At 65.8% G+C, this 13,033-nt stretch carries 10 protein-coding genes; 3 read left to right on the top strand and 7 right to left on the bottom strand.

Annotated elements, in window-relative coordinates:
* The first annotated feature begins 391 nt into the window (after nucleotides 1-391).
* The gene (gene arcD, locus B4I46_RS22065) at nucleotides 392-1,819 is read left to right on the top strand and encodes an arginine-ornithine antiporter (protein ID WP_054915087.1); all 1,428 of its coding nucleotides are present in this window, start codon (nucleotides 392-394) and stop codon (nucleotides 1,817-1,819) included.
* A 94-nt stretch (nucleotides 1,820-1,913) separates the two neighbouring features.
* Here the strand turns inward: arcD and B4I46_RS22060 are convergent, their stop codons facing one another.
* The 7 genes from B4I46_RS22060 to gap form a co-directional block, all read right to left on the bottom strand.
* Nucleotides 1,914-3,272 carry a CoA transferase gene (locus tag B4I46_RS22060; RefSeq protein WP_286901829.1) on the bottom strand — a complete coding sequence of 453 codons (1,359 nt, stop codon included), beginning with the start codon at nucleotides 3,270-3,272 and terminating at the stop codon, nucleotides 1,914-1,916.
* Between the two features lie 35 nt (nucleotides 3,273-3,307).
* Nucleotides 3,308-3,721, bottom strand: a complete 414-nt coding sequence (locus B4I46_RS22055; protein WP_043860378.1) for a YbaN family protein — start codon at nucleotides 3,719-3,721, stop codon at nucleotides 3,308-3,310.
* A 62-nt stretch (nucleotides 3,722-3,783) separates the two neighbouring features.
* Complete coding sequence (locus tag B4I46_RS22050; protein WP_043860379.1) at nucleotides 3,784-4,392, bottom strand: biliverdin-producing heme oxygenase; 609 nt, start codon at nucleotides 4,390-4,392, stop codon at nucleotides 3,784-3,786.
* 141 nt (nucleotides 4,393-4,533) lie between these two features.
* Nucleotides 4,534-7,128, bottom strand: a complete 2,595-nt coding sequence (locus B4I46_RS22045) for a TonB-dependent receptor (RefSeq protein WP_286901828.1) — start codon at nucleotides 7,126-7,128, stop codon at nucleotides 4,534-4,536.
* A 119-nt stretch (nucleotides 7,129-7,247) separates the two neighbouring features.
* Complete coding sequence (locus tag B4I46_RS22040; protein ID WP_286901827.1) at nucleotides 7,248-8,207, bottom strand: FecR family protein; 960 nt, start codon at nucleotides 8,205-8,207, stop codon at nucleotides 7,248-7,250.
* 67 nt (nucleotides 8,208-8,274) lie between these two features.
* Entirely contained in the window at nucleotides 8,275-8,793 is a 519-nt protein-coding gene (locus B4I46_RS22035) for an RNA polymerase sigma factor (protein ID WP_043860382.1), read from the bottom strand.
* A 156-nt stretch (nucleotides 8,794-8,949) separates the two neighbouring features.
* Nucleotides 8,950-9,951: a type I glyceraldehyde-3-phosphate dehydrogenase gene (gene gap, locus B4I46_RS22030; RefSeq protein ID WP_054915083.1), complete on the bottom strand. Its 1,002-nt coding sequence runs from the start codon at nucleotides 9,949-9,951 to the stop codon at nucleotides 8,950-8,952.
* Nucleotides 9,952-10,203: 252 nt separating this feature from the next.
* Here gap and edd point away from each other — a divergent pair, with 252 nt between their 5' ends.
* The gene (gene edd, locus B4I46_RS22025) at nucleotides 10,204-12,030 is read left to right on the top strand and encodes a phosphogluconate dehydratase (protein ID WP_058541439.1); all 1,827 of its coding nucleotides are present in this window, start codon (nucleotides 10,204-10,206) and stop codon (nucleotides 12,028-12,030) included.
* On the top strand, nucleotides 12,027-12,992 hold the full coding sequence (locus B4I46_RS22020; RefSeq protein WP_286901826.1) for a glucokinase: 966 nt from the start codon (nucleotides 12,027-12,029) through the stop codon (nucleotides 12,990-12,992). Before edd ends, B4I46_RS22020 begins: the two co-directional genes overlap by 4 nt.
* Nucleotides 12,993-13,033: the final 41 nt, after the last annotated feature.

Below are 13,033 nucleotides of genomic sequence, written 5' to 3'. Positions count from 1 at the left end.
CGTGACGAGAGCTGATTCAGGTCAGTTCATTGATACATTCCATTGTTGTTGAAGGACTTGAAGCGCTGCAGCCGGCGCCTCGCCGACACCCCGCAAGCCTTGTGCAATGGCACCTCCAGCCTTTTTCTAGAGCATTCGCTCTGAATGGCTGCGAGATTTGAAGCTAGTCGCTTTTACGGGTTTAGCAAATTTTTGACGAGAAAAGATCTTGTTTGCTTGATGAAGTAGATGGGGTACGCAAAACTCACTGTTTAGTTCGCCTCGGCATAGACGTACTAGTTATGAAGGTTATAGTTTTGAAGACAATCCACTATAAACGTCAGGGCTGTGCTTATATTTAGGCCTAGTGTGTAACAGCACCATGACAACGCGGGACGAAAAGGGGAACTGCATGTCCGAACCAGGACAGAAACTGCGCTTGGGTGCGCTCGTCGCGCTGGTGGTGGGCTCGATGATCGGTGGCGGTATCTTCTCGCTGCCGCAGAACATGGCCGCCCGGGCCGATGTCGGCGCCGTGCTGATCGGCTGGGGCATCACCGCCGTGGGCATGCTGGCGCTGGCGTTCGTGTTCCAGACCCTGGCCAACCGCAAGCCCGAGCTCGATTCGGGTGTATATGCCTATGCCAAGGCCGGGTTTGGCGAGTACATGGGCTTTTCGTCGGCCTGGGGTTACTGGATCAGCGCCTGGCTGGGCAACGTGGGCTACTTCGTGCTGCTGTTCAGCACCCTGGGCTTCTACTTTCCGGTGTTCGGGGAGGGCAACACGCCGATCGCCATCGCCTGCGCTTCGCTATTGCTGTGGGCGGTGCACTTTCTGGTACTGCGCGGCATCAAGGAGGCGGCGTTCATCAACCTGGTGACCACCGTGGCCAAGGTGGTGCCGCTGGTGATGTTCATCGTGATCGCGGCGGTGGCGTTTCGCGCCGATATCTTCACCCGCGACATCTGGGGGCTGAGCAACCCCAAGTTCGGCGGGGTGCTGGACCAGGTGCGCAACATGATGCTGGTGACCGTGTTCGTGTTCATCGGCATCGAGGGCGCCAGCGTGTATTCGGCCCGTGCCGAAAGGCGTTCGGACGTGGGCAAGGCCACGGTGATCGGCTTTCTCGGGGTGCTGGCGCTGCTGGTGCTGGTCAACGTGCTGTCGCTGGGGGTGATGACCCAGCCGGAGCTTGCCGGCTTGCAGAACCCGTCACTGGCCTCGGTGATGGAGCATATCGTCGGGCCCTGGGGCGGGCTGCTGATCAGCCTGGGGCTGGCGGTGTCGCTGCTGGGGGCGCTGCTGTCGTGGGCGTTGCTGTGTGCCGAGATCCTGTTCGCCACCGCCCGCGACAAGACCATGCCGCGGTTTCTGACCCGCGAGAATGCCAACCATGTGCCGGTCAATGCGCTGTGGATGACCAACTGCATGATCCAGCTGTTCCTGCTGATCACGCTGTTCTCTGCGGGCACCTACACCAGCCTGATCTACCTGGCGTCGTCGATGATCCTGGTGCCGTACCTGTGGTCGGCGGCCTATGCGTTTCTGCTGGCACTGCGCGGGGAAACCTATGAGCGCCACCCCGGGGCGCGGCGCAAGGACCTGCTGGTGGCCGGGGTGGCGCTGGTGTATGCGATCTGGCTGCTTTACGCCGGGGGGCTGAAGTACCTGCTGCTGTCGGCGCTGTTGTACGCGCCGGGGGTGATCCTGTTCTACCGCGCCAAGCACGAGCAGGGGCAGCCGCTGTTCACCGGGTGGGAGAAGCTGATTTTCGCGGCGGTGCTGGTGGGGGCGGGGGTGGCGGCGTATGCGTTGTATGCGGGGTGGTTGACGCTTTAGAGCGGTGTCGAGGTGTTCGCCGGCAAGGCCGGCTCCTACAGGTTGGCGGTGTCTGTAGGGGCCGGCCTTGCCGNNGGCGAAGAGCCTCTGGCGGTCACCAGCGAGGCTCGGCCGACCCCAGCTCGCAAGCCCCCCGCGCCCATGCCAGCGGCGCGCCTTGCACCTGCAACGGCGCCTGCAGGCGCCTGGCCGGCCCCCACGGCGTCTGCTCCACGGCCGGGGCCAGGTCTGCCTCGGTTTCGCCGGCCAACGGCAAGTCCTCGATCACCGTGCCCTGGTCCACCAGCAGCTTGGCCGTGCGCGCCAGCGACAGACGCGCCGAGCCGCCACAGCCGCTGCGCAGCCGCTTATCCAGTGCACGGATCGCGGCAGCCGCCATCAGGTAGCCGGTGGCATGGTCCAGGGCCTGCACCGGCAACGGCACCGGCCGCTCGCCCTGACGCCAGCGCATGCCCTCGCGAGCGATCCCGCTGCTCATCTGCACCAGGCTGTCGAAGCCGCGACGATGCTGCCACGGGCCGCTCCAGCCATAGGCATTGAGGCTGACATCGATCAGCCCGGGGTTGAGCCTGCGCCGTTGTTCGGCGCCATAGCCGAGGCGCTCCAGCGCGTCGGCGCGGTAGCCGTGCAGGAGGATATCGGCACCTGCCAGCAGGCCTTCGAACACGGCGCGGTCCTCTGCAGCATGCAGGTCCAGGCGCGCGCAGCGCTTGCCCAAGGTCACCTCGGCCACCACCGAGGGTTCCTCCCAGCCCGGCGGATCGATGCGCAACACGTCGGCACCGAACCCCGCCAGCAGGCGGCTGGCAACGGGCCCGGCAAGAATGCGCGTCAGGTCCAGCACGCGTACCCCCTTGAGCGGCTGCGCCGCGGTGCCGGTCCAGCCCTTGAGTACGCCAGCCGGCCCAGCCTTGCGATCGATCAGCGGCTCGGCATTGACCGCCATGCCCTGCGGGTGCGCCGACCATTGCTGCCAGCTGCGCATCTGCGCGGCACATCCGCCCGCAGCCACCACGGCAGTTTCCAGCGCCTCTGCCTCCCACTCGGCAACCCGCCGGGCCATCTGATCGCGGTCGTGTACCGCTCCCAGCACCCGTTCGGCAGCGGCGCGGTGATGCGCGGCATTGGTGTGCAGGCGGACCCAGCCATCGCGGGTCGGGTAATCGCCTGCCACGGCGTCCCACAGCGGCGGCAGGCTCCAGCCCTGGGGGCGAATGCTGGTGGCGAACCACAGGGAGCTCAGACGTCGGTCCACCTGCACCCCGGGGCGCGTGCCGGTCTGGCAGGCGAGCAGGTCGGCAATGGCCAGGCCCGTGGCGGCAATGCTGGCACTGGCCAGTTCGGTGACTTCGAAGGTCGATGGCAGGGCTCCTGCAGTGTGCAGGTGCAGGTGCTCAAGCGCATCCTGGGCTAACCCCAGGGCGCTGACGATGCTGTTGAGAACATGACTCATGGTTGGCCCTCCCGTTGGTGGGCCATTGCAGACCATCAGGGCTGATTGGTCAAATGCGGGGCGGCAGGCACGCGCTCGGGGCGCGACCAGATCCACAGGTTGCCCAGGGCCATGCCGCCGATGGCGAGCCCTACCGGCCAGCGCAGGCCGATGAACACCAGCATCAGGCCGGCGCACAGCAGCATGCTGAGCGTGGCGCTGACCTTGGCCCGGCGCTGAATCACCTTGCCGTTGCGCCAGTTGTGCAGGATCGGCCCGAACAACCGGTGGTTTTCCAACCAGGCGCTCAGGCGCGGCGAGCTGCGCGTGGCAGCCCAGGCCGCGAGCAGGATGAACTCGGTGGTCGGCAGGCCGGGGATCACGATGGCCACCAGGCCGATGCCCAGGCTTACATAGGCAAGCAGGCCGAACAGCACGCGGGACAGCTTGGAGGTGGATGGGCGGGTCATGGGGTCCATTGACTGCACAGGTGAGGGCCGGCTGCCAACGCGGCTGGCCGGCCCGGCACGCATCAGGCCAGCTCGGCCTTGGGCGCGGTGGCGTAGGCGTGTTTGAGCAACTCGGTAAAACGTTCGAACGCAGCCACGGCGCCTTGTTCAGCGGCCGCTTCTTCTTCGGCGCTGAGCTCCAGGCCATCGAGGATGCGGGTGAACTGCTTCCAGCCCTCGGCGCGACCACCGGCCGGCTCGCCCAGGTGACGGGCACCGAAGCTGTCCGACAGGCCCAGGCCGACGGCGCGCTTGATCAGGAACGCGGCGCCGAGTTTGGAGCCTTCGGAGACGAATATCCAGCCCATGGCGGCGCCCAGGCTTGGGTTATGCACGGCGCCGGGGAAGGCGGCCGGTACTGCGGTGTCGAGGTCGGCGAGGTCGAGGCGGGCCTGTTCGGCGCGGCAGCGCTCGGCCAGGTCGGGCACGATGGCGATCAGTTGCGGGTCGTTGTACAGCGCCTGGAGTTCGGACTGGAACAGGTATTGGGCGACCACGAAACGGGCGAAGCTTTCGCGGGTGTCGAAGGGGGCATGGGACTTGACCAGCGCATCGAGCTCGCTGTGCGGCGCATGGGTGAGCTGGTTGAGGCGCTGCGAGCGCAGTGCAGGGCGTTCGGCGGTTGCGGTCATGGGGCATCCTTGGGAAATGGTGAGCGGGTGACTAGACGTTAGTAACTAGACGAATGAGGGGCGTGGAAATAGTAAAAAAGGTTGCGGGCCATTCGCCGGCAGGCCAGCTCCCTGTGGGAGCCGGCCTTGCCGGCGTAGCGTCTAGATATCCCACACCAGGTTGATGGCGAAGTTGCGCCCCGGCATGGTCAGGCGGTCCATGTTGGCCGGCTGGGTCACCGATGCCTCGCCGACACCGTCGTAGGCACGAACGTCATCCCACTGCCAGTATTTCTTGTCGGCCAGGTTGTAGATGCCTGCGTTGATCGTCACGTCGTTGCTCACCTTGTAGAAGCCGCTCAGGTCCAGAACGCCGTAGCCGGGGGTACGGAAGTGGCTGCTGGCACCATCGGGCGCCTTGAACTGGTTGTCGTCGACACGGGTCTTGCGCTTGACCAGTGTCCAGCTCAGCAGGCCGCCGTAGTTTTCCTGCTCGTAGCCCAGGCCAACCACGCCGGTCAGCGGGTTGATGCTGTTGAGCGGCTCGCCGGTGTCATTGTTGCGCCCGTAGGTGTAGGCCACCGAGCCCTGGGTATACAGGCCCTGCGGTGCACCGAAGTGGTCCAGGTTCAGGCGGCCCTTGAACTCGGCGCCCTTGATGGTGGCGTGCTTGATGTTCTCGGCACGGAAGTCCATCGCGTCCTTGCCGTTGACCAGGGCGTCTTCGTTGATGAAGTCGCGGTACTTGTTGTAGAACACCGCGACGGCGAAGTTGCCCGCGTCGAAGTTGCCGCGCAGGCCGGTCTCGTAGCCCTTGCTCTTCTCCGGCTCCAGGTCGGGGTTGGGCTCGACCACGTAGTTGCCGGCCAGGTTCTCGAAGCGCCCGTACAGTGCCTTGGCCGTCGGGGTGCGGAAGCCCTCGGCGTACTGGCCGTACCAGGTGTAGTTGTCGTTGAAGGCATAGGTCACGCCGAACTTGGGCGACACGCGGTGCCAGTTCTTCTGCTTGTCGTTGACGGTGGTGGTCGGCCCGGTAGGCAGGGTGGCCAGGAACTCGTCGGTCAGGTGCGGCTTGAGCTGGGTGTAGTCATAGCGCGCACCCGGCAGGAAGGTCCAGTCGTTCCAGCGGATCTCGTCCTGCGCGAACAGGCTGTAGGTATTGATGGTCGGGTCCGGGAAGTCGCTGACCTTGACCTGGGCGTCGCGCGGGCTGGCATCGCCGATGGCGCCGCAAGTGCCCCCGGCATTCAGGCAGGTGGCGGTGCCGCTGCGCGACCCGGTGACCTTCTGCTGCTTGAGTGTGGTGCCGTAGGTCAGCAGGTGCTCGGTGCTGCCCAGGGTGAAGGCCTTGTCGAACTGGGCGTCGAGTATCCATTGGCGGTCCTGGTAGAGTGTCTTGCGATCGCGCGCCACTTCGCGCCCACCGGCCACATACAGCTCGTCAGTGCGCTGATCGGTCTTGCCGACCTGATAGTTCAGGCTCCACTTCATGTTGTCGGCCAGCAGGCTGTCCAGGGCAAGCTCATGGTTGAGGCCGAAACGCTCGCGGCTGACGGTGTCGTTGCCGCTGCGTGCGCGATAGGAATTCATCGCGGGAAAACCTGGAATGAACGGCCCGCCAACGGCGCTCAGCACGTTGGTATCGCGATCATCCTTGTAGCGCTCGTAGGTCAGGCCCAGCCGCGCGTCGTCGGCGTAGTTCCAGCCCAGCTTGGCCAGCACGTTGGTGGTGCGCGCATCCTGCGGGTTGGCCTCGGTGCGCGCCAGGCCATCGCCGCTGTGGCTGCCGTAGGACTCGGTCTCGTGGCCGTTGCGCTGGCTCAGGTGCAGCAGGCCGTCGAAGTCGCCCTCGCGCCCGGCCACGGTGGCCGAGGTCAGCCAGCTCTCGTCGGCCGAGCTGTAGCCGGCCTTGAGGCGTGCGCCCACGTCCTTGCCCGGCTTGATGATGTCGTCCGGGTCGAGGGTGAAGTAGCTGACCGCGCCGCCGATGGCGTTGCTGCCGTACAGCACCGAGGCCGGGCCGCGCAGGATCTCCACGCGCTTGACGATCTCGGGGTCGACGTAGTTGCGCTGGGTCTGGGCGTAGGGGCCGTAGAAGTAGCTGTCGGGGATCGACACGCCATCGATCTGGGTCAGTACGCGCTCGCCATCGATGCCGCGGATGTTGTAGCCGTTGAGGCCGCTGCGCTGGCCGACGCCGCTGACCGAGACGCCTGGCTCGTAGCGCACCAGGTCCTTGATGGTGTTGACGTTGCTGCGGTCCAGCTGCTCGCGGGTCTGCACGCTCACCGTGCTTGGCACCTGGTTCACGTCCTGCGCGGTACGGGTGGCGCTGACGGTCACCTGCTGCAGGGTGATGGCGTTGGAGGCGGCGCGCTCGATCACCACATTGCCGGCACTGAGCTTGCGGTAGTTCAGCTGGGTGCCGGCGAGCATCTGGCGCAGGGCCTGCTCGGGCGGCATCGAGCCGCGCACGCCTGGCGAGGCGACACCTTCGGCCAGCTCGGCGGACAACCCCACCTGCCAGCCGGTGACGGCGGTAAACGCGTTGAGCGCCGACACCAGCGGCTGCTGGGCAATGGCGAAGCGGTAGTCACCCATGCGCGGGTTGGCTGCCTGGGCGGGCTCGGCGGCCAGCGCCGGCAGGCTGCAGACGCCGCCGGCCAGCATGGCCAAGGTCAGCAGCGACAGCGTGCAACGTTGCAGGCCCGCTGTGCGGGTGGAGACGGTAGACCGGCGAGTGAAACCTCTGGACATCGAAAGCGCTCCCTGTCGCGCGAATGTTATAGGTGCGGCCGATTCAAAAATAAGAATCAGTTGCATTGGCTATAACGAGACGTGTGACCACGGGGCATCGCGTAAAAAAAGATTCCGATTCAGTTCAGAATCACCAGCGCCGGGTACTCCTGCAGGCGTGCGGAGGTGATGTGGGCCAGCGAGCGCACCGCTTCGAGGGGTTGGTCGAGGCGGTAGTTGCCGGTGACGGCGACGTTCTGCAGGCGCTCGCTGGTGTTGATGATCCAGCCCGGGTAGTAGCGCCCCAGCTCGGCCAGCACCTGGCTCAGGGGGCAGTTCTCGAACACCAGCCGGCCCTCGATCCAGGCCAGGTCCTTTTGCCCGTCCAGGCGCTCGCGCTGGCTGAAGCCGTTGGGGCCGAGGCTGATGCTGTCGCCGGCCGACAGGCGGATGCGCTGGTCGCTGTTGCCCAGCAGGTCGACGTCGCCGCGCTGCACCCGCACCTCTGCCTGGCCGTCGAGGTAGCGCACCGCAAAATCGGTGTCGCGCACGCTGGCGCGCAACGGCCCGGCGCGCAGCTCGAAGGGCTGCTGCCCGCCGGGGACCTGGAAGTAGGCTTCGCCCTGGTACAGCCGGGCGATGCGCTGGCGGTCGTTGATGTTGCTGGAGAACGCCGAATTGGTATTGAGCAGTACCTTGGAGCCGTCCTGCAGTTCCAGGCGCTGGCGCTCGCCGACCACGGTCAGGTGATCGGCCTGCAGGCGCATGGGCAGGTTGCCGACCGTGAACACACCCACCAGCAGCACCGCGGCGGTGGCCAGTGGCTTCCAGTGCGGGCGCAGGCGGGCCAGGCGTGAGGGGCGCTGGCGTTGCTGCAGCTGCAGCGCGGCGGCGCGCACGCTGTCGCCGTGCCACAGGGCTTCGGCCTGCACGTAGGCCGGGGCATTGGCCGGGTCGGCCTCGAGCCAGGCCTCGAAGGCCCGGGTGTCTTCGGGCGTGGCGCATTGCAGGCGTATCAGCCAGTCCAGCGCCTGGTCCATGGCGCTGTCGCAGGCAGCCGGGTCTGGCGGCGCAGGGCGGTCAGGGGCACTGTCGGTCACGGAGGGTCCTTGGCATGCTTGTGTATCAGGTAATGATCAAGTGTATCGGCATGTGAGGCAAGCAGGCTCAATCGCGATTGAGACGATCGGCTACGCCTACACAGATGGCCATGATCAGTTTCAGTTCCTTCTGAACCGTGCTGGCGGACACCTTCAGTTGTTCGGCGATTTCCAGATAGCTGGCGCCGTGCAATCGGCTGAGGATGAAGATGCGCTGCTGGCGGGCGCTGAGCTCGCCCAGCGAGGTGCTCAGGCGGCGCAGCAACTGCTCCGCGTGGGTGGCGTCCTCGGCGCTGCCGTGACTGGCGGCCACGTTGTGCAGCACCGCCTCGGGCACATCGTCGAGCAGGGTGCGGGCTTGCACGCGGCGGGCGCGCAGGTGGTCCAGGGCGAGGTTGCGGGCGGTCTGGAACACGAAGGGTTCGAGGTGCTCGATGGGGCGTTCGCCCAGGGCGCGGGTGACGCGCAGGTAGGTTTCCTGAAGCAGGTCTTCGGCGGTGCTGGGGTTGTCGACCATGCGCTGCAGGGTGCGTAGCAGGGTGACCCGCTGGGCGAGGAAGACGGCGTTGAAGTGGGACTGACTCACAGCGATACCTGACCGGGATTTCAGCGAATGATAATGCTTATCATCAATGCTGTTGGTCAAGGGGGAAAAGCAGCGGCAAGCTTTTTGCGCCAGGCGGCAGGAGGAAAAGCAGGCTTACCCCCTGCTTGCCTGCCGCCTGAAGCTTGCGGGTTGAGACTATTGCGCCTCCCATAGCGCCAGGCAGTTGTCCAGCATGCGGTTGGAAAAGCCCCATTCGTTGTCGTACCAGGCCATCACCTTGAGCATCTTGCCGGCAACCTTGGTGTGATTGGCGTCGAAGATCGACGAAAGCGGGTTGTGGTTGAAGTCGCACGACACCAGCGGCAGGGTGTTGTAACCGAGGATCTTCGAGTGCTGGCTGGCCTCTTTCATCAGTGCATTGACCTCTTCCACGCTGGCCTCGCGTGTCACATTCAGGGTCAGGTCCACCAGCGAAACGTTGATCACCGGCACCCGCACCGCCATGCCGGTCAGCTTGCCGGCCAGTTCCGGCAACACCAGGCCCACGGCCTCGGCTGCGCCGGTCTTGCTCGGGATCATCGACTGGGTGGCCGCCCGCGCCCGGTACGGGTCGCTGTGGTACACGTCGGTCAGGCTCTGGTCGTTGGTGTAGGCATGGATGGTGGTCATCAGGCCCTGTTCGATGCCCAGTTCGCGGTGCAGTACCTGCGCCACCGGCGCCAGGCAGTTGGTGGTGCACGAGGCGCTGGAGATGATCTGGTGCGAGGGGCGCAGGATGTCGTGGTTGACCCCGTACACAACTGTTGCGTCCACGCCCTTGCCGGGGGCCGAGATGATGACTTTGCGTGCCCCGGCAGTAAGATGGGCCGCGGCCCGGGTGCGCTCGGTGAACAGGCCCGTGCATTCGAACACCACGTCCACACCCAGCGCCTGCCACGGCAGCTCGGCGGGGTTGCGAATCGCGCTGACGGCAATTCGGTCGCCGTTGACCGTGATGCTCTCGCCATCGCTGTGAACCTGTGCATCGAATGCCCCGTGCACGCTGTCGTACTTGAGCAGGTGCGCATTGATCGAGCTGTCGCCCAGGTCGTTGATGGCGACGACCTGCAGGTCCTGACGGTAGCCTTGGGTATACAGTGCGCGAAGAATGTTGCGGCCGATGCGGCCAAAACCATTGATTGCGATACGTAATGTCATGGAGCTACCTCTGGCAGACTGTCTGAGCCCCGGAAAGAGCCTGAATCTGATTTTGTTGTTGGAATTACAAGATTATTCGTAAAAAAATAGAAAACAAGCCTTTTTGCTGGCAGTATTTTGTTCAATCTACAACGAGTGACCGGCCAAGCCGTTACCCACCGACATTCGCGCCCCTGCCTTGAGCCTAGGTCGCAATCGTTTGTAAGGGAAACCGCCGCAGAGGTTGCTGCCCCTTAGCCTGGAGTCCAGTACATGCATCCGCGCATTCTTGAGGTCACCGAACGGCTGATCGCCCGTAGCCGTCCTACCCGCGAGCGCTACCTTCAGTTGATTCGCGGGGCGGCCAGCGACGGCCCGATGCGCGCCAAGCTGCAATGCGCCAACTTCGCCCATGGCGTGGCCGGCTGCGGCAGCGACGACAAGCACAGCCTGCGCATGATGAACGCGGCCAACGTCGCCATCGTCTCGGCCTACAACGACATGCTCTCGGCGCACCAGCCCTACGAGCACTTCCCCCAGCAGATCAAGCAGGCGCTGCGCGAAATCGGCTCGGTGGGCCAGTTTGCCGGCGGGGTGCCGGCCATGTGCGACGGCGTCACCCAGGGTGAACCGGGCATGGAGCTGGGCATCGCCAGCCGTGAAGTGATCGCCATGTCCACCGCGATTGCGCTGTCGCACAACATGTTCGACGCGGCGCTGCTGCTGGGTATCTGCGACAAGATCGTGCCGGGCCTGTTGATGGGGGCGCTGCGCTTTGGCCATCTACCCCAGCTGTTCGTGCCGGGCGGGCCGATGCCCTCGGGTATCTCCAACAAGGAAAAGGCCGACGTGCGCCAGCGCTACGCCGAGGGCAAGGCCAGTCGCGAAGAGCTGCTGGAGTCGGAAATGAAGTCCTACCACAGCCCCGGTACCTGCACCTTCTACGGCACGGCCAATACCAACCAGTTGCTGATGGAAGTGATGGGCCTGCACCTGCCCGGTGCCTCGTTCGTCAACCCGTACACGCCGCTGCGCGATGCGCTCACCGTCGAGGCCGCGCAGCAGGTCACGCGCCTGACCAGGGCCAGTGGCAACTTCATGCCGCTGGGCGAGATCGTCGACGAGAAGTCGCTGGTCAACTCCATCGTCGCGCTGCACGCCACCGGCGGCTCCACCAACCATACCCTGCACATGCCGGCGATTGCCCAGGCGGCCGGCATCCAGCTGACCTGGCAGGACATGGCCGACCTGTCCGAGGTGGTACCGACGCTGTCGCACGTGTACCCCAACGGCAAGGCCGACATCAACCACTTCCAGGCGGCGGGCGGCATGGCCTTCCTGATCCGCGAGCTGCTCGATGCCGGGTTGCTGCACGAAGACGTGAACACCGTGGCGGGCCCCGGCCTGCGCCGTTATACCCAGGAGCCGTTCCTGGACAACGGCAGGCTGGTATGGCGCGAAGGCCCCGAGGCCAGCCTTGACGAAAGCATCCTGCGTCCGGTGGCCAAACCGTTCTCCGCCGAGGGCGGCCTGCGGGTGATGCAAGGCAACCTTGGCCGTGGGGTGATGAAGGTGTCTGCGGTGGCGGCCGAGCACCAGGTGGTCGAAGCCCCGGCGCGGGTGTTCCACGATCAGCAGGAACTGGCCGATGCGTTCAAGGCCGGCGAGCTGGAGCGCGATTTCGTCGCCGTGGTGCGCTTCCAGGGCCCGCGCTGCAACGGCATGCCCGAACTGCACAAGATGACCCCGTTCCTGGGTGTGCTGCAGGACCGCGGCTTCAAGGTCGCGTTGGTGACCGACGGGCGCATGTCGGGGGCTTCGGGCAAGATTCCGGCGGCCATTCATGTGTGCCCGGAAGCGTTCGATGGCGGCCCGCTGGCGCGGGTGCGCGATGGCGACATCGTGCGCGTGGACGGCGTGGCCGGCACCTTGCAGGTGCGCGTCGAGCCGGCCGAACTGGCCGCTCGCGAGCTGCCGGCAGCGCCGCTGGGCAATGACCTGGGCTGCGGGCGCGAGCTGTTCGGCTTCCTGCGCGTGGCGCTGAGCTCGGCCGAGCAGGGCGCCAGCGCCTTCACCTCGGCCCTGGAGAACTTCAAATGAAGGTCGCACTGGTCGGTGACATAGGCGGCACCAATGCCCGCTTCGCGTTGTGGCGCGACAACGCGCTGCACGCGGTGCAGGTGTTCCCCACGGCTGACTACACCAGCCCCGAGCAGGCCATCGGCGTGTACCTGGCCGCGCAGGGCCTGGCCAAGGGCGAGGTGGCGGCGGTGTGCCTGGCGGTGGCCGGGCCGGTCAGCGGCGATGAATTTCGTTTCACCAACAGCCATTGGCGCCTGAGCCGCAAGGCATTCTGCGCCAACCTGCAGGTCGAGCACCTGCTGCTGATCAACGACTTCACCGCCATGGCGCTGGGCATGACCCGCCTGCAGCCGGATGAAGTGCGCAATGTGTGCGCCGGCACCCCGGACACCACCCGTCCGGCGGTGGTGATCGGGCCGGGTACCGGCCTGGGTGTCGGGACCTTGCTTGGCCTTGGCGAGCAGCGCTGGCTGGCGCTGCCGGGTGAGGGCGGGCATGTCGACCTGCCGGTGGGCAGTGCGCGCGAGGCGGCGATTCGCCAGGCGATCGCGCAGGACACCGGCCACGTCAGCGCCGAAACCGTGCTCAGTGGCGGCGGGCTGCTGCGCCTGTACCACGCCATCTGTGCACTGGACGGGCATGCCCCCACGCTGGGCACGCCGGCCCAGATCACCGACGCGGCGTTGCACGACGACCCGGTGGCGCTGGAGGTGATCGAGCAGTTCTGCCGTTTTCTGGGGCGGGTGGCCGGCAACAATGTGCTGACCCTGGGCGGGCGTGGCGGGGTGTTCATCGTGGGCGGGGTGATTCCGCGCTTTGCCGAGCTGTTCCTGCGCAGCGGCTTTGCCGCGAGTTTTGCCGACAAGGGCTGCATGAGCGCCTACCTTGAAGGGGTGCCGGTGTGGCTGGTGACGGCGGAGTATTCCGGGTTGGAAGGGGCGGGAGTGGCGTTGCAGCAGGCACTGGCCCAGCACGCCTGAGTTGGAGTGACTGGCCGGGCCCTGTCGCGGGTCAAGCCCGC

This window comes from Pseudomonas sp. UBA7500 (genome assembly GCF_002478435.1).
Lineage (GTDB): Bacteria > Pseudomonadota > Gammaproteobacteria > Pseudomonadales > Pseudomonadaceae > Aquipseudomonas > Aquipseudomonas palmensis.
The sequence above is the reverse complement of the archived record's forward strand: the minus strand, read 5'-3'. Positions and strand labels throughout refer to the sequence as shown.

Excerpts from the sequence above, each read along its gene's own strand:
- gap (WP_054915083.1), bottom strand. The coding sequence starts at position 9,951 with ATGACATTACGTATCGCAATCAATGGTTTTGGCCGCATCGGCCGCAAC.
- B4I46_RS22050 (WP_043860379.1), bottom strand. The coding sequence starts at position 4,392 with ATGACCGCAACCGCCGAACGCCCTGCACTGCGCTCGCAGCGCCTCAAC.
- B4I46_RS22020 (WP_286901826.1), top strand. The coding sequence starts at position 12,027 with ATGAAGGTCGCACTGGTCGGTGACATAGGCGGCACCAATGCCCGCTTC.
- B4I46_RS22045 (WP_286901828.1), bottom strand. The coding sequence starts at position 7,128 with ATGTCCAGAGGTTTCACTCGCCGGTCTACCGTCTCCACCCGCACAGCG.
- arcD (WP_054915087.1), top strand. The coding sequence starts at position 392 with ATGTCCGAACCAGGACAGAAACTGCGCTTGGGTGCGCTCGTCGCGCTG.
- B4I46_RS22055 (WP_043860378.1), bottom strand. The coding sequence starts at position 3,721 with ATGACCCGCCCATCCACCTCCAAGCTGTCCCGCGTGCTGTTCGGCCTG.
- edd (WP_058541439.1), top strand. The coding sequence starts at position 10,204 with ATGCATCCGCGCATTCTTGAGGTCACCGAACGGCTGATCGCCCGTAGC.
- B4I46_RS22060 (WP_286901829.1), bottom strand. The coding sequence starts at position 3,272 with ATGAGTCATGTTCTCAACAGCATCGTCAGCGCCCTGGGGTTAGCCCAG.